This window comes from Kitasatospora sp. NBC_01300 (assembly GCF_041435235.1).
Taxonomy (GTDB): domain Bacteria; phylum Actinomycetota; class Actinomycetes; order Streptomycetales; family Streptomycetaceae; genus Kitasatospora.
Genome location: NZ_CP108408.1, coordinates 252,424 through 269,580, shown reverse-complemented (window position 1 = coordinate 269,580; position 17,157 = coordinate 252,424). Strand labels below are relative to the sequence as shown.

General features: G+C 74.9%; 14 protein-coding genes and 1 pseudogene. 4 read left to right on the top strand and 11 right to left on the bottom strand.

Annotated features, from left to right (window positions below):
* Positions 1–87 precede the first annotated feature (87 nt).
* Positions 88–630 carry a CGNR zinc finger domain-containing protein gene (locus OG556_RS01390; RefSeq protein WP_371515431.1) on the bottom strand — a complete coding sequence of 181 codons (543 nt, stop codon included), beginning with the start codon at positions 628–630 and terminating at the stop codon, positions 88–90.
* A 76-nt stretch (positions 631–706) separates the two neighbouring features.
* Here OG556_RS01390 and OG556_RS01385 point away from each other — a divergent pair, with 76 nt between their 5' ends.
* Positions 707–2,302, top strand: a complete 1,596-nt coding sequence (locus tag OG556_RS01385; RefSeq protein WP_371515430.1) for an FAD-dependent monooxygenase — start codon at positions 707–709, stop codon at positions 2,300–2,302.
* A 138-nt stretch (positions 2,303–2,440) separates the two neighbouring features.
* Here OG556_RS01385 and OG556_RS01380 read toward each other — a convergent pair whose 3' ends face one another.
* The 4 genes from OG556_RS01380 to OG556_RS01365 all read right to left on the bottom strand — a co-directional run bounded on the left by OG556_RS01380 (position 2,441) and on the right by OG556_RS01365 (position 7,241).
* Positions 2,441–2,926, bottom strand: a complete 486-nt coding sequence (locus OG556_RS01380; protein WP_371515429.1) for an SRPBCC family protein — start codon at positions 2,924–2,926, stop codon at positions 2,441–2,443.
* A 223-nt stretch (positions 2,927–3,149) separates the two neighbouring features.
* The gene (locus OG556_RS01375; RefSeq protein ID WP_371515428.1) at positions 3,150–5,474 is read right to left on the bottom strand and encodes a condensation domain-containing protein; all 2,325 of its coding nucleotides are present in this window, start codon (positions 5,472–5,474) and stop codon (positions 3,150–3,152) included.
* A 62-nt stretch (positions 5,475–5,536) separates the two neighbouring features.
* Entirely contained in the window at positions 5,537–6,325 is a 789-nt protein-coding gene (locus OG556_RS01370; protein ID WP_371515427.1) for an SDR family NAD(P)-dependent oxidoreductase, read from the bottom strand.
* Positions 6,326–6,422: 97 nt separating this feature from the next.
* Positions 6,423–7,241 (bottom strand): BTAD domain-containing putative transcriptional regulator, encoded by an 819-nt coding sequence (locus OG556_RS01365; RefSeq protein WP_371515426.1) that lies wholly within the window; start codon positions 7,239–7,241, stop codon positions 6,423–6,425.
* Positions 7,242–7,527: 286 nt separating this feature from the next.
* Between OG556_RS01365 and OG556_RS01360 the strand changes: the two genes are divergently transcribed.
* A complete protein-coding gene (locus OG556_RS01360) occupies positions 7,528–8,055 on the top strand; it encodes an NUDIX hydrolase family protein (RefSeq protein ID WP_371522515.1) in 528 nt (175 codons plus the stop codon).
* A 101-nt stretch (positions 8,056–8,156) separates the two neighbouring features.
* Here OG556_RS01360 and OG556_RS01355 read toward each other — a convergent pair whose 3' ends face one another.
* The 5 genes from OG556_RS01355 to OG556_RS01335 all read right to left on the bottom strand — a co-directional run bounded on the left by OG556_RS01355 (position 8,157) and on the right by OG556_RS01335 (position 13,949).
* Positions 8,157–9,884: an ABC transporter ATP-binding protein gene (locus tag OG556_RS01355; protein WP_371522513.1), complete on the bottom strand. Its 1,728-nt coding sequence runs from the start codon at positions 9,882–9,884 to the stop codon at positions 8,157–8,159.
* 11 nt (positions 9,885–9,895) lie between these two features.
* Entirely contained in the window at positions 9,896–10,885 is a 990-nt protein-coding gene (locus OG556_RS01350) for an ABC transporter permease (RefSeq protein WP_371515425.1), read from the bottom strand.
* Positions 10,882–11,961, bottom strand: coding sequence for an ABC transporter permease (locus OG556_RS01345; protein WP_371515424.1), 1,080 nt, complete (start codon positions 11,959–11,961; stop codon positions 10,882–10,884). Before OG556_RS01345 ends, OG556_RS01350 begins: the two co-directional genes overlap by 4 nt.
* Before the next feature lie 32 nt (positions 11,962–11,993).
* Positions 11,994–13,712: an ABC transporter substrate-binding protein gene (locus OG556_RS01340; RefSeq protein WP_371515423.1), complete on the bottom strand. Its 1,719-nt coding sequence runs from the start codon at positions 13,710–13,712 to the stop codon at positions 11,994–11,996.
* A gap of 144 nt (positions 13,713–13,856) precedes the next feature.
* Entirely contained in the window at positions 13,857–13,949 is a 93-nt protein-coding gene (locus OG556_RS01335) for an Ms4533A family Cys-rich leader peptide (RefSeq protein WP_317620150.1), read from the bottom strand.
* A gap of 350 nt (positions 13,950–14,299) precedes the next feature.
* On the opposite strand from OG556_RS01335, the gene OG556_RS01330 reads away from it, so the two are divergent.
* Both OG556_RS01330 and dhaL read left to right on the top strand, forming a co-directional pair.
* Entirely contained in the window at positions 14,300–15,337 is a 1,038-nt protein-coding gene (locus OG556_RS01330; protein WP_371515422.1) for a dihydroxyacetone kinase subunit DhaK, read from the top strand.
* A pseudogene (gene dhaL, locus OG556_RS01325) lies at positions 15,334–15,990 on the top strand (dihydroxyacetone kinase subunit DhaL); the annotation flags it as partial. The gene OG556_RS01330 and the pseudogene dhaL, both read left to right, overlap by 4 nt.
* A 232-nt stretch (positions 15,991–16,222) precedes the next feature.
* On the opposite strand, the gene OG556_RS01320 reads toward dhaL, so the two are convergent.
* Positions 16,223–16,915: an HAD family hydrolase gene (locus tag OG556_RS01320; protein ID WP_371515421.1), complete on the bottom strand. Its 693-nt coding sequence runs from the start codon at positions 16,913–16,915 to the stop codon at positions 16,223–16,225.
* Positions 16,916–17,157: the final 242 nt, after the last annotated feature.

Genomic DNA, 17,157 nt, shown 5'->3' with positions numbered 1-17,157 from the left:
GCCGGGCCGCCGTCCCCGGCAGGCGCCGGCGGAGAATCCGGACGCCCGGCCGGCTGACCGGTGGGGGAGGGGCGGGCCGTCGGGCCGTCAGCCGGTGGCGCGCTGGGCGCGGTGGGCGGCGACCCGTACCCGGGTGGCGCAGCGCGGGGTGCAGAAGCGCTGCGGGGTGCGGCGGCCGGTGTCGATGAAGAACCGGTCGCAGTCGGGGGCGGCGCACTCGCCCCAGGCGCAGGTGCCGCGTTCGCTGAGCCACAGGCCGAGGGCCAGCGCGGAGGTGGAGAGCAGCCAGTGGGTGAGGCCGGCGGCCGGGGGCGCCTGGGTGTGCATCGACCAGGGGCGGCCGGGGAGGCGGACGAGGCGGGGGCGGGCCGGGTAGCGGTCGAGCAGGGCGTTGATCGCCTCGGCCGCCTCGTCCTCGTCGTGGAGGGCGAGGATGCCGATCAGCGGGGCGGTGGCCCCGCGCAGCTCGCGGGCGTCGGCGTCGGTGAGGCGGAAGGGCGGGCCTCCGTGGCGTTCCAGGAGGGCTTGCAGGTCGGCGGCGCCCGCTTCGGGGTCGGCGCGGACGGTGTTTGCGAGCTCGGTGACGAAGTGGAGGCCGCGGGGGTTGCCGCCGTCGTGGTCCTGGGTCATGGGTGCGCCCCTTCCGATCGTTTGCCCACCCCATGGTAACGTCGAAATTCAAAAGTAGGCGTTACGAAGGAGTGGCATGCGATTCCCGGCAACGACGCCCGTCCTGATCGTCGGCGCAGGCCCGGTCGGCCTGACCATGTCGCTCCTGCTCTCCGGGCACGGCGTGCCGCACCTGCTCGTCGAGGCGCACCAGGGCACCTCCCGCCACCCCAAGGCCCGTGGCGTGTCCGCGCGTTCGATGGAGATCTTCCGCAGGCTCGGCCTGGAAACCGACATCCGGCAGGCCGGGCTCCCGGCCTCGCACGTCTTCTTCTACCGCGGCCGCGACCTCGTCGACCCGGACTTCGTACGCACCGGCGTGGCCGCCGCCCCGGAGGGCGGCGCCGAGCGCACCCCGTCGCCGGGGCTCATCTGCTCGCAGGACGCCCTGGAAGCCGTGCTGCTGCGCCGGGCCCGTGAACTCGCCCCGGACGGCGTGCGGTTCGCCACCCGGCTGCTCTCGTTCACCGAGTTCACCGAGTTCACCGAACCCGCCGCTGCCGGCGCATCCGCAGGCAGCGGCGAGGGCGTGCACGCGGTGCTGGAGGACCGGGCCACCGGCGACCGGCACACCGTGCGCGCCGACTGGCTGATCGGCTGCGACGGCGCGGCGAGCACCGTCCGCACCGGCGCCGGGATCGCCATGGCAGGGCCGACCGGCCTCGGCCACTTCCTCAGCATCCGCTTCGAGGCGCCGCTCGGCGAGGTCGTCGCCGACCGGGCCAGCGCGTCCTACTTCCTCACCGAGCCCGGCCGCGGCGGCTTCCTGGCCGTGGACAACGACCGGCACTGGATCTACCAGCACCCCTACGACCCCGGGCGCGCCGACCTCGCCGACCTCCTCGGCGACCACCGGCAGCTGGCCCGGCTGGTGCGCGACGCCGCCGGACTGCCCGACCTCGACGTCACCGTCCGGGACACCCAGACCTGGCGGCTGGACGCCCAACTCGCCGACACCTACCGCCGGTCACGGGTCCTGATCGCGGGCGACGCCGCCCATGTGACGCCCCCCACCGGCGGGCACGGCATGAACACCGGCATCGGCGACGCCGACAACCTGGCCTGGAAGCTCGCCGCGGTCGTGGCCGGGTCGGCCGGCGAAGCGCTGCTGGACACCTACCAGGCCGAGCGCCGCCCCGTCGCCCGGCAGGTCATCGACCTGTCCCTCGCCAACTCCCGCGCCCGCACCGGCTACCGGATCGACGACGAACTGCTGCTCACCGCGGCCTACCGCTCCACCGCCGTCCACGCCGATCCCGACGCCCCCGCCCGCCCACCGCTGGACCCGGACGGCGAGCACCCCGACGGCGGGCCCGGCGGGCGCCTCCCGCACCTGCGCCCGGCCGGACTCCCCGGGGCGGCATCGACGCTCGACCTCGTCGGCCCCGGCTTCACCCTGCTCACGGCCGCCGACGACCCCGCCTGGCGACACCAGGCCGACACCGCCGCGGCGGCGGGCCTGCCCGTCGTGCTGCGGGCGTTGCCCGCCGCCGACTGGCCCGGCCTCTCCGGCCTCCCCGCCACCGGCGCGCTCCTCACCCGCCCCGACGGCCACATCGCCTGGCAGGCGCCCCACCCGCCCGCCGCCGACGCCGAGTTGCGGGAAGTCCTGCGGCGGATCCTGTCGGCGTAGGCGGCCGGCCCGACGCCACCGGTCGACCCGACGCCACCGGTCGGGCCCGTCACCAGGCGCCGGCGGAGCACGACCGCGTCACGGTCGACGGCGACCCGCGCGGGTACGTCCGCCGGCAGTACCGGCTCTGGCGCGACGTCAGGCCGTAGAGGGCCCCGGCTCCAGCAACTGGTCCAGCACCCGGCCGAAGACCAGGCGCCCGGCGCGGGTCACGAGCGGGTCGAGCAGCGCGGGCAGGCCCGCGACCCGGAGCTCCTCCGTCCAGGTCACCTCGGACCAGGCGGCCGCCCCGGTCTCCCCGGCCCGCCCGGCGTCCTGGCCGGCGGCCCGCACGCGCAGTTCGGCCCAGCCGAGCACCAGTCGGCCCCGCTTCTCCAACCGGCACAGCCCGTCGCGCCCGGGTGCGGGGGCGGTCAGGCCGACGATCTCCATCGGGTCGTCGAACCGGAACGGCCCGATGACCGTCCGGGCCAGGATGGCGTCCCCCGCCCGCCCGCCACCGCCCCGCACCACGGTGACCCGGGTGAACGGCACCCGGTCCCCGTGCCGGGGCCAGGCGGTCAGCCGCTCCCAGCAGACGGCCGGGGGCAGGGGCGAACGGCGGGTCAGGACGAAGCGGGCCATGCCTCACCCTAGGGCGTGTCCGACCATTCCCGCCGGGCGTGCGACGTTCCCCCAGCCTTCGGCCGGGAGGTACCCCCAGGGCACAAGCGCACCTCGCCGCGTTGTCGTCGGTCGCCGATACTCCGCATGGACTCCCTCCTCCGCCTTGCGATGCACGCACCCAGACGCCGCACGCTGATCCGACGCGAATGGTCGGACACGCCCTGCTCCCGCGGGCAGCACGTCACGGCGGGGGCGTGCCGCCGAGGAGGGGGGCGAGGGCGAACAGGTCGGACGGGGCGGCGTCGTCGGGGAGCAGGACGACCAGCGGGGGGCGGGCGGGCGGGCCGAGCCGGGCGACCTCGTAGGCGGTGACGCCGCTGCCGGGCGCGGCGACCAGGGCGACCGGGGCCGGGGACTCCAGCAGCGGGGCCAGGACCGGGCGGTAGGCGGCCGGTGACGGCGGGCCGGCGGCCGGGCGGAGCACGCCGAGGGCCTGCGGCCCCGGCCAGCCGCGCGCGGTGCCGGGGTAGCGGGTGTGCGGGGCGTCGGGCGGGGGCAGCAGCAGCACCCAGCCCGCGCCGGGGCGGGCGGCCCGGCGCAGCACCTCCAGCCGGACGGCCGGGCCGTCCCCCGGCGCGTCCGGCGCGTCCGGCTCGTCCGGGGCCGGCGGGTGGTCGGCGGGCCCGCCGGGTCGGGGCGCGGGGTGCCCGGCGAGGGTGGAGCGCAGCACCTCGGAGGTGCTGAGGCCGCTCGGCAGGTCGGGGAAGGTGCGCAGCAGGTGGGCGCTCTGGCTGAGGAGTTCGACGGCGTCCCGGTCGGCCAGCAGGGCGCGGTCGTGGGTGGTGGTGAGGACGAGTCCGCCGGTGGCGTCGTAGTGGGCGGCGAGGGTGATCGGGTACGAGGTGAAGGTGCCGGCCGGTACGGGGTTCTCGACGTGGATGCCGTGCGCGGCCAGGTCGGTCTCCAGCCGCAGGTGGTGCGGGGCGGTCGGCTGGTGTTCCAGGACGACCAGGCTGTGCGGCCGCTGCCCGCGCGGGGTGTTGCTCCAGCGGTGGGCCTGTCCGGGCGAGACCCACTCGTAGGCGGCGAGGTCGAGCACGCCGTCGCGCAGGGTGGCGAGCAGTTGCGGCACCGTCGTGCTCGGGTGGACCCGGACGGAGATCGGCAGCGGGTTGCGCAGCGCGCCGGGCAGCCGGTCGATGCCGTCCAGCGGGATGCCCCGCCCGGAGACCGTCACCGCGAAGCCGACCCGCACCGCCCGGGCCGGCCGGCGCTGCTCGTGGGACTGCGCCGCGCGGTAGAGCAGCAGCGCCCAGGCGGCCTGGAGGGCGCTGCTCTCGCCCGCCCCCCAGGCGGCCGCCCAGCCGCGCAGCCGGACCGCCTCGTACGGGGTGAGCCGGCGCCGGGTGCGTCCGCTGCCGCGCCGGGTCGGGTCGGGGGCGAGCGGGAGGACGGCGCCGGCGGCGGTCCGGGTGGCCCAGAACTGCCGGGCGGCGTCGGTCCCCTGGGCGTCGAGCCAGCGGGCGTGGTCGCGGACGTCGGGGCGGCGCTCGCCGCCGGGCAGGACGCCGCCGGTCAGGTAGGCGCGGTAGAAGGCCTGGAGGAGCAGCCGCACGCTCCAGCCGTCGAGCATCGCGTGGTGGTAGGTGAGCAGGACCCGGGTGACCGGCCCCTCGTCCTGGTCCTGCGGGCCGGAGTCGAGCAGGGTGGCGCGCAGCAGGGCGGGTCGGCGCAGGTCGAAGCCGCGGTGCCGGTCGGCTTCCAGCAGGTCGTCCCAGCCGACCGCGCCGTGCGGGTGCCGGGTGACGTCGGGGACGGCCCGTTCGTGCAGCACCATCCAGGGGTCGCCGGCGGTGTCGTCCCAGTCGAAGGCGGCGCGCAGCACCGTCTCGTGGTCGAACACGGACTGCCAGGCGGCGGCGAACCGGTCGGTGTCCAGCGGCCCGTGCCAGTTCCAGGACAGCTGTTCGACGTGCCGCCCGCCGTGGTCGGCGCGCCCGATCACCTGGCGCAGCATCTCCCGCTGCAGCGCGCTGGTCGGCACCGTGACGGGCTCCGGCGGGTGCGCCAGCGCCTCCCGCAGCCGCTCCACGAGTTCGGCGGCGCGCGCGGACGGTCCGGCGGCGATGCCGACGAACAGGCGCCGGAGGCCGTCCCGGCGGTCCTCGACCAGGACGGCGCGCAGCCGCGCTCCGGCGGCGAGGGCGCGTCCGAGGTCGGCCAGGACCCGGTCGAGCCCGTCGGGGCCGTCCACCGTGCGCTCCCAGAGCGCGTCCGCCCGGTCCTGGGGCGCGGGGCCGGGCGCGTCGACGGCGCGCAGGGCGGCGCGCAGCACGTCGGCCGCGTACGTCTGCTGCAGCTCGACCAGCAGGAACTCCGGGGGCCGGCCGGCTCCGCGCGGCTGCGGCGGCCGCCACCGGCGGGTGGCGGTGCGGGCCAGCGCGGCGTTGACCGCCCCGGCGTCGAGCCGTCTCGGCGGGCGGGCGGCGGGCAGGCAGGGCTCGGGCGACGGGGCGCCGGCCACCAGCAGGGTGACGGGTGCGCTGGAGAAGTGACGGTTCGTCATCGCTGATCAGCGGGCACCGGAGCCCGGTTCCTTCCCGTGGGCCGGCCAGGGTTGCGCCGGGGTTACTGGGTGGCGAGGCCGCCGCAGACGTTCAGCGCCTGGGCGGTGATGCTGGCGGCGGTCGGGGAGGTGAGGTAGCCGGCCAGCGAGGCGACCTCCTCCGGGGTGGTGTAGCGGCCGAGCGGGATGTGCGTCTGGAAGTGCTGGTGGATGGTCTCGGGGGTGGTGTTGTACGCGGTGGCGTACTCGTGGTGGATCCGGGTGGTGTGCGGGGTGTGCACGTAGCCCGGGCAGATGGCGTTGACGGTGGTGCCGGTCGGGGCCAGTTCCTTGGCGAGTGCCCGGGTGAAGCCGATCACGGCGTGCTTGCTCGCGGTGTACGGGGCGCCGAGGGTGACGGCCTGCTTCCCGGCGGTGGAGGCGATGTTGATGATCCGCGGGTGCGCGGTGCCGGTGAGGTGGCCGTGCTTGAGGGTCTCCCGGGTGACCAGGAAGACGGCGTTCAGGTTGGTGTCGATGACGTCGTACCAGAGCTCGTCCGTGGTGGTGGCGATCGGCCCGCCGCCGGTGCGGCCGGCGTTGTTGACCAGCACGGTGATCGGGCCGTGCTCGGCCACCACGTGCCGGATCAGCGCGCTGACCTGGGTGGGGTCGCGTACGTCGCAGGTGGTGCCGTCGGCCCGGTGGCCCTCGCCGCGCAGGGTGGCCAGCGCGTCGGTGATGTGCGGGCCGGTGCGGGCGCAGATGAAGAGTCGGTGGCCGCGGCTGCCCAGCTCGCGGGCGATGGCGAGGCCGATCCCGCGGGTGCCGCCGGTGATCAGGGCGAGGGGTTGCTCGGGTGCGGTGGTCATGGCGGGTCCTGGGGGTGAGGGCGGGCTGGGAGCTCGGGCCGGTGGTGGGTGGTCGGTGGTCGGGGGCGGGGGTCGGTGGGGTGGTCGGGGCGGGAGCTCAGGCCGGGTAGAGGTTGTAGGTGGTCGGGTGGGCCGTGGTCGGGGTGTTGAGGGTGGGGTCGAGGGTGAGGATCGCGTGGTGCACGTGTTGCAGGTGCGGGGAGGGCTGGATGCCGAGCTCGGTGGTGAGGCGGTGGCGCAGGTGGTGGTAGGTGGCGAGGGCGGTGGTCTGCCGGCCGGCCCGGTAGAGCGCGACCATGGCCTGGGCGTGCAGGCCCTCGTGGTGCGGGTGCTGGTGGGTGAGGTGGGTGAGTTCGGGGATGAGCTCGTTGTGCCGGCCGAGCCGCAGGTCGGTGTCGATGCGGCGTTCCAGGGTGATCAGGCGGCTCTCCTCCAGGCGCATGATCTCGATGGCGAGGATCGGACCGGGCCGCACGTCGACCAGGGCCGGGCCGTGCCAGAGTGCGAGGGCCTGCCGGAAGTGGGTGGCGGCCTGGTGGTCGTGGCCGTGGTTGAAGGCGTGCTGCCCCTGGGTGGTGAGCAGGCTGTAGGTGTGGACGTCGAGGTTGTCCGGGTGGGTGGTGAGCTGGTAGCCGCCGTGCCGGGTGGTCAGGATGTCCTTGGCGGTGATGTGCGGGGTCGGCCCGAGGCCCTGGGTGATCCGGCGGCGCAGTTGCAGGATGTACGTCTGCATGGTGGTGAGCGCCTGTCTGGGCGGGTCGTCGCCCCAGATCTCCTCGATCAGGGTGGCGGTGGGCAGGATGCGGTTCGGGTAGAGCGCGAGGAGGGCCAGGATCTGGCGCTGCTTGGCGGCGGTGGGGACGACGGAGATGCCGTTGAGGTCGGCGGTGAGGGGGCCGAGGACCTTGAGGTGCATGGCGGTTCTCCTCTCGGGCGCGGGGCGTCCGCTCGGGTGGGCGTCATTCGGCTGCTTGTTCGGGTCGACGGAATGGTGGGGCGGACGCGTCGCACCCTAGTTGGGCCGGGGGGTGGGGGCCGGATTCCTCAAGTGCCCGTCGAGCGCGGTTCCGGGCGCTCTGGTGGGGGGCCTCCGGGCGGCGCGGTGCGGCGGGCCGGTGCGGCGGGTGGGCGCTCGACGGTGTGACGGGCGGGGCGCCCGGCGCGGACGGGGCCCGGGAACGTACGATCGGCGAATGGCTGACATGACGGAAACCACGCCAGGCTGGCTCGCCCCCGAGGAGCTGGAGACCACCCGCGCCAAGATGCCGATCCTGTACGTCGAGGCCGTGCCGGTCCGCGTCGACGACGCCGGCGAGGTCACCCAGATCGGTCTCCTGCTGCGGATCGGACCGGACGGGACGGTCAGCCGCACGCTGGTCTCCGGCCGGGTGCTGCACCACGAGCGGATCCGGGACGCCCTGCTGCGGCACCTGGAGAAGGACCTCGGCCCGGTGGCGCTGCCCCGGATCCCGGCCTCGTTGCAACCGTTCACGGTCGCCGAGTACTTCCCGACCCTGGGGATCACGGAGTTCCACGACCCGCGCCAGCACGCGGTGTCGCTGGCGTACGTCGTGCCGGTGTCCGGCGACTGCCGGCCGCGTCAGGACGCGCTCGACCTGGTCTGGTTCAGCCCGCAGGAGGCCGCCTCCCCGCTGGTGCAGCAGGACATGCCCGGCGGTCAGGGGGCACTGCTCAAGCGGGCCCTGGCGCACGTCGGCTGCCTGAGCTGAGCACTCCGGCCGGGGCCCGCACCGGGTGAGGTGCGGGCCCCGACCGGGAGCCGCTCAGGGCCCCGGCCGGGAGCCGGTGAGGGGGTCGGTCAGGGAGCCGGTCAGGCCCCGGCGGATGCCAGCCGTGCGGTGCGCCGGGCGGTCGCCTCGACCGGGTCCAGCACCGGCACGGCCGCCAGCAGGCCCTTGGTGTACGCGTGCTGGGGGGAGTCGTACACGGCGTCGGCGTCGCCGTGCTCCACGATCCGCCCGGCCCGCATCACCGCGACCCGGTCGCTCACCTGCCGGACCACGGCCAGGTCGTGGGCGATGAAGACCAGCGCGAGTCCGAGGTCGCGCTGCAACTCGCCGAGCAACGCGACCACCTGGGCCTGGGTGGTGACGTCCAGCGCGGAGACCGGCTCGTCGCAGACGATCAGTCGCGGCTGCGGTGCGAGCGCCCGGGCGATGCCGACCCGCTGGCGCTGTCCGCCGGAGAACTCGTGCGGGTAGCGGTGGTACCAGTCGGCGTCGAGGCCCACCCGTTCGAGGAGCTCGCCGACCCGGGCGCGGATGCGGCGCTCGTCGCTCTCACCGGCGATCCGCAGCGGGTCGGCGATGGACTCCCCGATGCTGCGGCGCGGGTTGAGCGAGGACACCGGGTCCTGGAAGACCATCTGCAACTCCCGCCGGAGCGGGCGCAGTTCCTTCTCCCCGAGCGCTCCGATGTCCCGGCCGCGGTAGTGGAGCCGGCCGCCGGTCGGCTCCAGCAGCCGGACCAGCATCCGCCCGAGCGTGGTCTTGCCGGAGCCGGACTCGCCGACGATGCCCAGCGTCTCGCCCGCCCGCACGGTGAGCGAGACGCCGTCCACGGCGGCCACGGGGGCCGCGCGGCGGGTGAGGCCGCCGCGGGTGGCGAACTCCCGGCGCAGGTCGGTGGCTTCGAGCAGGACGTCGCCGTCGGTGCGCTCGGCGGCTCCGTCTGCGGCGGTGCCTCCGGCAGGCCCGGCAGGCCCGGCAGGCCCGGTCGGAGCCCCCGGAGCCCCCGGTGCGCCCGGAGCGTCGACCCGGGGCACCGCCGACAGCAGCGCGCGGGTGTACGGCTCGCGCGGTGCGCCCAGCACCTCGGTGACCGGGCCGTGTTCCACCGCCCGGCCGTCCTTCATCACCAGCACCCGGTCGACGCTCCCGGCGACCACCCCCAGGTCGTGGGTGACCAGGACCAGCCCGGCCCCGGTCTCGGCCCGCAACTCGTGCAGCAGGTCGAGGATCTGGGCCTGGACGGTGACGTCCAGCGCGGTCGTGGGTTCGTCGGCGACCAGCAGCCGCGGCTCGCAGGCCAGGGCCATCGCGATCAGCACCCGCTGGCGCATGCCGCCGCTGAACTCGTGCGGGCGCGACCGCGAGCGCCGTGCCGGGTCGGGGATGCCGACGCGGCCGAGCACCTCGACGGCCCGGGCCCTGGCGGCCCGGCGGGAGACGGCCCGGTGGACCCGTACGACCTCGGCGATCTGGTCGCCCACGGCGTAGTACGGGTCGAGGGCGGAGAGCGGGTCCTGGAACACCATGGCGGCCAACCCGCCGCGCAGCCGCCGCAGTTCGTCGCCCTCGGCGGTGACGGCGTCGACGCCGGCGACCCGGACGGAGCCGCCGACCCGGGCGCCGGTGCCGCGGTGCAGGCCGAGCAGTCCGTAGGCGACGGTGCTCTTGCCCGACCCGGACTCGCCGACGATGCCGAGCGCCTGCCCGGCCTCCAGGGTGAAGCCCACGCCGTCGACGGCGCGCACGTGCCCGTCGCCGACCGGGAAGTCGACGACCAGGTCCCGGACGTCGACCAGGGGAGGAGCCAGGGGTTCGGCGCTCACGTCAGGACCACCCTTCGATCGGTCACCGCGTAGAGCACGTCCGCGACGACGTTGGCGAGGACCACGGCGAACCCGGTGACGAGGGTGAGGCCGACGACGGTCGGCAGGTCGATCAGGCTGACCGAGCTGACCAGCAGCTTGCCGAGCCCCGGGAGCCCGAACAGCGACTCGGTCAGCACGGCGGACCCGAACATCGTCCCGAGGTCCATGGCGGTGAGCGCGATCACCGGGGTGAGCGCGCCGCGCAGCGCGTGCCTGGTCACCAGGCGCCGCTCGCTGACGCCGTACGCCCGGAAGGTCCGGATGTGGTCGTCGGCGAGGATCTCCAGCATGGACGACCGGGTCAGCCGGGCGTACTTGGCGGACTCGATGAGCGCGAGCGAGACCCAGGGCAGCAGCAGGCCCCAGAACCACTGCTGCGGGTCCTCGGTGAGCGGTACGTAGCTCGGGAACGGCAGCCACTGGAGCTGGGCGCACAGGACGATGAGCAGCACCAGGCCGATGACGAAGACCGGGATGGAGTTGCCGGCCAGCGTCAGCGCGGTCAGCAGCCGCTCGCTGAGCCGGCCCCGGCGCAGCGCGGAGAGCAGCCCGGTGCCGACCCCGAGGGCCAGCCAGAGCACCATCGCGCCGAGCGCCAGCGAGGCCGTCACCGGGAGCCGGGCGGCGATCATGTCGGTGACCTGCTCGCCGCTGCGGTAGGAGACGCCCAGGCACGGCGCCGGGCAGTGCAGCAGGCCCGTCCCGGCGCTGAAGTCGCGGCCGGCGACGACGCCCTGGAGGAAGTGGGCGTACTGGAGGTGGACCGGTGCGTCGAGGCCGAGCCGTTCGCGCACCTGGAGGACCTGGGCGGGGCTGCACTTCTCGCCGCAGGCCAGCTGGGCGGGGTCGCCGGGGGCGATGTAGAAGACCGCGTAGACGATCAGCGAGATGGCGAGCAGGACGCCGACCATGCCGATGGCCCTGCGGAGCAGGAAGCGGGTCATGCGGGGGCCTCCTCGGCGGCGGTGGCGGCCGACGGGCCGGGGCGGGCGGGCTCCGGCGAGCCGCTGCCCGGCGATGCGGTGCCCGACGCGTCGGTGCCCGACGAGCCGGCGCCGCGCGCCGTCCCGACCCGCAGCCGGGAGGCCGCGCGGGGGTCGAGCTCGGTGCGGACGGCGTCGCCGAGCACGGTGAAGGCGAGCACCGTGGCGAACAGCAGTGCGGACGGGAGCAGCACGTACGTCGGGTCGGCGCGGAACCAGGTGGTCGCGCCGGAGAGCATCTGGCCCCACGACGAGGTCGGCGGCTTGACGCCCACGCCGAGGAAGGACAGCCCGGCCTCGGAGATCACGTTGGACGGCAGCAGCACCGCGGCGTAGGTGATGACCGGCGCGGCCAGGGACGGCAGCAGCTCCCGGCGGGCGATCCGCCACCGGGTGGCGTCGGCGAGCCGGGCCGCGGCCACGTAGTCGAGCTGGCGGAGGCTGAGCGTCTGCGCCCGGACCAGCCGGGCGGTGCCGGCCCAGCCGAGCAGCCCGATGACCAGGGTCAGCAGGAGCGGGCGGGGGAAGTCGGAGGGCACGACGGCCATCAGCGAGATGGCGAAGACCAGCGAGGGCAGCGCGAGCATCACCTCGGTGGTGTTGCCGATCAGCTGGTCGAGCAGCCGGCTGCCGAGGCCCGCGGCGAGGCCGAGCAGGACGCCGATGGCGACCTGGACGAGGGTGGCGCCGACGGCGACGAGCAGCGAGATCCGGGCGCCGTGGACCAGCCGGGCGAACACGTCGCGCCCGGTGCCGGGTTCGACACCGAGCCAGTGCTCGGCGCTGACGCCGCCGAAGGAGCCGGTGGGCACCCCGCCGGCCGCCGAGTCGAGCAGGTCGTTGTGGTAGCTGGTGGGGTCCTGCCCTTCGAGCGCGCTGAGCAGCGGTGCCGCTGCCGCGATCAGGGCGAGCAGGACGATGACGAGGCCGGCGGCGAGGACGGCGCGCCGCGCGAGCAGCCGCCGCCACACCGTCCGGCCCCCGGCGGCCGGGGAGGCCGCGAGGGCCTCCCCGGCCCGGGGTTCCTGTGGAGCCATGGTTGTCTGACCGATCCGTCCGATCCCGTCCGCTACTTGACCGCGACCTGGGAGATGTCGAGCACGCCGGTCCAGTCGCTGATGACGATGTTGCGGACGTCCTTGCCCGACAGCCGCTTGTAGACGGGGTGGAACAGCGGGACGGTCAGGGCCTGGTCACCGATCCGCTTGTCCAGGGCGCCCCAGCGCTTGGCCGCCTCGGCGTGGTCGGTGATCTTGTTGATCTGGTCGATCTCGTCGTTCACCGACGGGTCGTCCAGCTGCGCGGAGTTGAAGTTGTAGCCGTCGGTGACGATCTGCCGGCCGTCGAAGATCGGCGCGAGGAACGGGCCGCCGGAGGGCCAGTCGGCGCCCCAGCCGGAGAGGAAGAGCCCGGGTTCGGTGCTGACGGTGTGGATCGTCTTGGAGTACCTGGTGGAGTCCAGGGCGTCGAGCTGGACGGTGATCCCGGCCGCCTTCAGGCCGTCCTGGACGGCGGTGGCCAGGTTCGGGCCGTAGCCCTTGCCCGATTCGGTGGAGTGGGTGAGCGTGATGGTCAGGCCGTCCGGGTAGCCGGCCTCCTTCAGCAGCTCCTTGGCCTTCTCCGGGTTGCCGGTGGCACCGGCCGGGAACGGGTCGTAGGGCGTGTACCCGAAGGTCTCCTGGGCGGGCAGGTAGGTGGTGGCGGCCTCGGCGAGCGAGGAGCCGCCGGCGGCGTTGACGACCGAGGTGCGGTTGAGCGCGTAGGCGACGGCCTGCCGGACCTTGGGGTTGTCGAAGGGCTTGACCTTGGGGTTGAACGCCAGGTAGTTGACGTAGCCGAAGTGGCCGGTGCCGACGCGGGCGGCGAGCGCCTTGTCGTCCTTCACCTGGGCGAGCTCGGAGGGGCCGAGGTTGGTGTCGGTGGTGACGGCGGCCGCGTCGGCGCCGGTGCCGGCGGAGAGCCGCTGGTTGATCACCGCCGGGTCGAGCCCGGACTGCACGTCGACGGTGTCCGGGTACGCCTTGCGCTGGTCGTCGTTGGCCGCGGACCAGTTGGGGTTGCGCTTGAGGACGAGGTGGGCGCCGTCGTTCTCGTTCTTGACGACCTGGTAGGGGCCGGAGGAGACGGGGTGCTCCTGGTACTTCGTCCCGGTGTCCTTGGCCTTCGGGACGGGGGCGAACTGTGTCTGGGTGGCCAGGTACGGGAAGTCGCCCTCGGGCTTGTTGAGGCGGAAGGTGATGGTCTTCTCGTCCGGCGTCTCGATCGCGTCCAGACCGCGGCCGTCCTTGTACGGGCCCTGGTAGTCGGCGGCGCCGACCAGCCAGTCCCTCAGGAATGGCGCCCCGCCGGAGAGTTCGGGGGCGAATGACCTTTCGATGCCGTACTTGATATCGGCGGTGGTGATCGCCGAGCCGTCCTCGTACTTCAGGCCGTCCTTGAGGTGGTACGTCCACACCGTCGCGCCCTCCGAGGGGGTGCCGGTGTCGGTGGCGAGGTCGGGGACGACCTTGGTGCCGGCCGCGCCGTCGGCCCGGTTGCGGGTGGTGAGGGTGCGGAAGACCAGGGAGGGCACGTTGCCGCCGCCGGAGGTGTAGAGCCGTGCGGGGTCGAACTGGTCCTGCGGGTTCTGGTTGAGGACGGTGAGGGTGCCGCCCTGCTGCGGCGCGGCGTCCTTGCCGGTGCTGCCACCGCCGTCGCCCTTCGGTCCGCACGCCGCCGCTCCGACGGCGAGGGCGACGGTGACGGTCGCCGCGGCGAGGCGGCGGGGGGTGAAGGTGGTTCGAGACATCGGAAAGGGGGCCTTTCGCTACCGATGGTGCACGGAGGAAGGCGGGCGACAGTGAGGCCGTGAGGAGAGTGAGCGGCACCGCGCCCGCAGGAAGGGGCGACGTCCCGGGGCGGCGATCACCGCTACGCGTCGGGACAGGCGGATTCAGCGACAGAGATTGTCGGAAACGCAGTGCGCGGCCACGCCGATCAGCGCCAGCTCAATGGCGGCGCACTCGATCGGGTGACGGTCAGACATGCCGAGAAGACTGTATGACTTTAAGCGGAATGTCAAAACTCCGGATAGCATCCGGCCGCCACGGGAACGCCGGGAACGGATTACGGCCCGGGCGCCGGGAGAGCGCGCGGAAGCGGGGGGAAACCCGGGGCCGTGCCCGCCGGACCGGCGGGCACGACGTCACCCGAGTGGGTGCCGCGACCCTGCGGGGCGCCGGAGCCCCGAAGGCCCGGAACCGCCCGCCGGGCGGCCGTCCGGGGCCCTCGCGCACCTCCGTGTGCGGGTTGCCGCGCGCGGGCGCCTGCCCAACCATGGGTGAACGTGATCGGCGATCGCGCGCAGCGCGGCCGCCCTACCGAGCGGAGCCGGACGTGGCCCCTTACCTCGAAACCGATCAGGACGCCCTGGTGGCGAGCGCACTCGCCGGATTCGCCCGGGCCCACCCATCGCTCGTCGTCCACGACCCCGACCTCGGATTCGTCCGTGCCCGTGACCGGGCCCCCGGGCGCCGGGTCGGACTGCTCTCCGGCGGCGGCTCCGGGCACGAGCCCCTGCACGTCGGATTCGTCGGCCGGGGCATGCTCGACGCCGCCTGCCCGGGCCGGATCTTCGCCTCACCGCACAACCGGCAGATCTTCGAGGCCTCGCGCGCGGTCGCCGGCGAGGACGGTGTCCTGCACATCGTGAAGAACTACACCGGCGACCGGATCAACTTCGGCATCGCGGCCGAACGGCTGCACCGCCAGGGCATACCGTGCGCCAGGGTCCTGGTGGACGACGACCTCGCCTCCGAGTCCGAGTCCGTCGCCGCCGGCCGGCGCGGGACGGCGGCCACCGTCCTGGTGCAGAAGATCCTCGGAGCGGCCGCCGACCTCGGGCTCGGACTGGCGGAACTCTCCCTGCTGGGAGCCGAGTTGTCCGGGCGCTGCCGCAGCATCGCGGTGGCCGGCGCCGCACACACCTCCCCGGCCACCGGCCGGCCGGCCTTCGAGGTGCCGGACCGGACGGTCGAGTTCGGCGTCGGCATCCACGGCGAACGGGCCGAACTCTCCCTGGAGTGCGAACCGCTGGCCGTCCTGGTGGGCCGGATGGCGCTGCGCCTGCTGGAGGCGCTGCGCCCGGCCCGCGCCCCCCTCGTCGCGCTGGTCAACGGGCTGGGCGCGACCACCGGCCTGGAGCTGTACGCGGTCCTGTACGAACTGGCCGCCGTCCTGGACGCCGGCGGGCGCCGCCTGGCGCGCAGCCTGGTCGGCGACTACGTCACCGCCCTCGACATGCGGGGGTTCTCGATCACCCTGCTCGCCGCCGACGAACAGACGCTCGCGCTGCTCGACGCCCCCGCGTACACGGCGGCCTGGCCGGTCGCGCAATCGGCGCCGGCCCCCGGTCACCAGGAGGTCAGGAGATGACGGGCACGAAGGCCTTCGACGGCCTCTTCACGGCGGGCTGGATGCGGCGGTTCGCCGAGACCGTCGCGGTCACCGAGGAGGAGCTCACCCGGCTCGACCAGGCCGCCGGGGACGGCGACTTCGGCGTCAACCTGCTCACCGGCGTGCGCTGCGCCCTGGCCGCGCTGGACCGGCTGCCACCGGGGCGCCAGGCCGCGGCGGTACCGCTGGGCGCGGCGGCGGGCGCGTTCCTGGACGAGGTCGGCGGGACGAGCGGGCCGCTGTTCGGCCTGGTGCTCCAGGAGCTGGCGGCGGCCGTCGGCTCCGGCCCGCTGACCGGCCCGGCCCTCGCCCGGGGAGCGACGGCGGCGCTGGAGGCCGTCCAGCGGGTGGGGGAGGCGCGGCCGGGTGACAAGACGCTCGTCGACGCCCTGCACCCGGCCGCACTGGCCCTGCGCGGCTGCACTCCCGATGCCCGCCCGGACGACTGCCTCGCGGCGGCCGCCGCCGCCGCCGCGGCGGGCGTCCGCCGGACCAGGGCCCTGCGGGCCCGCCGCGGCCGGGCCAGCTATCTCGGCGAACGGGCCTCGGGAGTGCCCGACCCGGGCGCCGTGGGCATCGCGCTGCTGTTCGCCTCGGCGCACGCGGTGCCGCGGACGCTGGACGGCGTGCTGCGCGACGACAGCGCTGCTGACCGCGCGTCCGCCGACACCGCGCCGACCGACGCCGCGCCGACCGACACCGCGTCCACCGACACCGCGTCCACCGACACCGCGTTCGGCGGGCCCGATCCGCTGTGCGGCCCCGAGCCGGCCCCCGCCGGACCGTGAGCGCCTGGCCGGTTCCCCGGCCGGCTTGCGCTCCGCCGGGCGCTGCTCGGCCAGGGCCTGCTCGGCCAGGGGCTGCTCAGCTGGTGAGGGCGAGAGCGCTCCGGCGCCGGACCCAGTCGAGCAGTCCCGGCTCGCCCAGGGTGGCGACCCACAGGTCGACCGCCTCCCGGGCCTCGGCCGACGGGTGCGGTCCGACACCGATCACCCGCAGCCCCGCCAGGACGGCCGAGCGGATGCCGCAGAAGGTGTCCTCCACGGCGAGGCAGTCGGTGGGCTCGGCGCCGCAGAGCCGGGCGGCGGTCAGGTAGACGTCCGGCGCCGGCTTGGGCCCGATCCCCTCGGCCGGGACCACGATGTGCTCGAAGTGTTCGAGCAGTCCGGCGCCGCCGAGCCCGGCCTCGATCACGTCGCGCGGGCAGTTGCTGGCGACCGCCAGCGGGACGAACCCGCTGAGCCGGCCGACCAGTTCGGCCGCGCCCGGCATCGGGACCGGGTCGGCGTCGACGAGCGTCCGGAAGCTCGCCAGCAGCCGGTCGGTCAGCTCCGGTGCCAGCGAGGGGTCGCCGGCGGTCTCGGCCATCAGCCGCCCGCAGTCCGAGTAGTGCAGCCCGGCCGCGCGCGCCGTGAACTCCGGTCCGGCCGTGAGTCCGTAGCCCCGCAGCACCTCCGCACGGGCCTGGTGCCAGTGCGACTCGGTGTCCATCAGCGTGCCGTCGCAGTCGAAGACGACGGCTGCAGGGGTCCAGTCGTTGATTCTCTCCACGGTCATGCCTACGCCCTTCAGGTGGGATTGGCTCTGTGGGATTCGCCGGAGTGCGCGTCGGGACGAGGGGGGGCGGCCACGGCCTGGGGCCGTCGCCGCTTGCCGACCTGTCCGGGGCCGGAATCTGGAGTGCGGCAAAACGACGCGCCTCGACGTCCGGGCCGGAGAAAACGACCCGGAACATAACGATCGCAACGTTACGATCGATATGTTTCGCGGTCAAACTTGGCGGCCCTAGATTTGCCGGG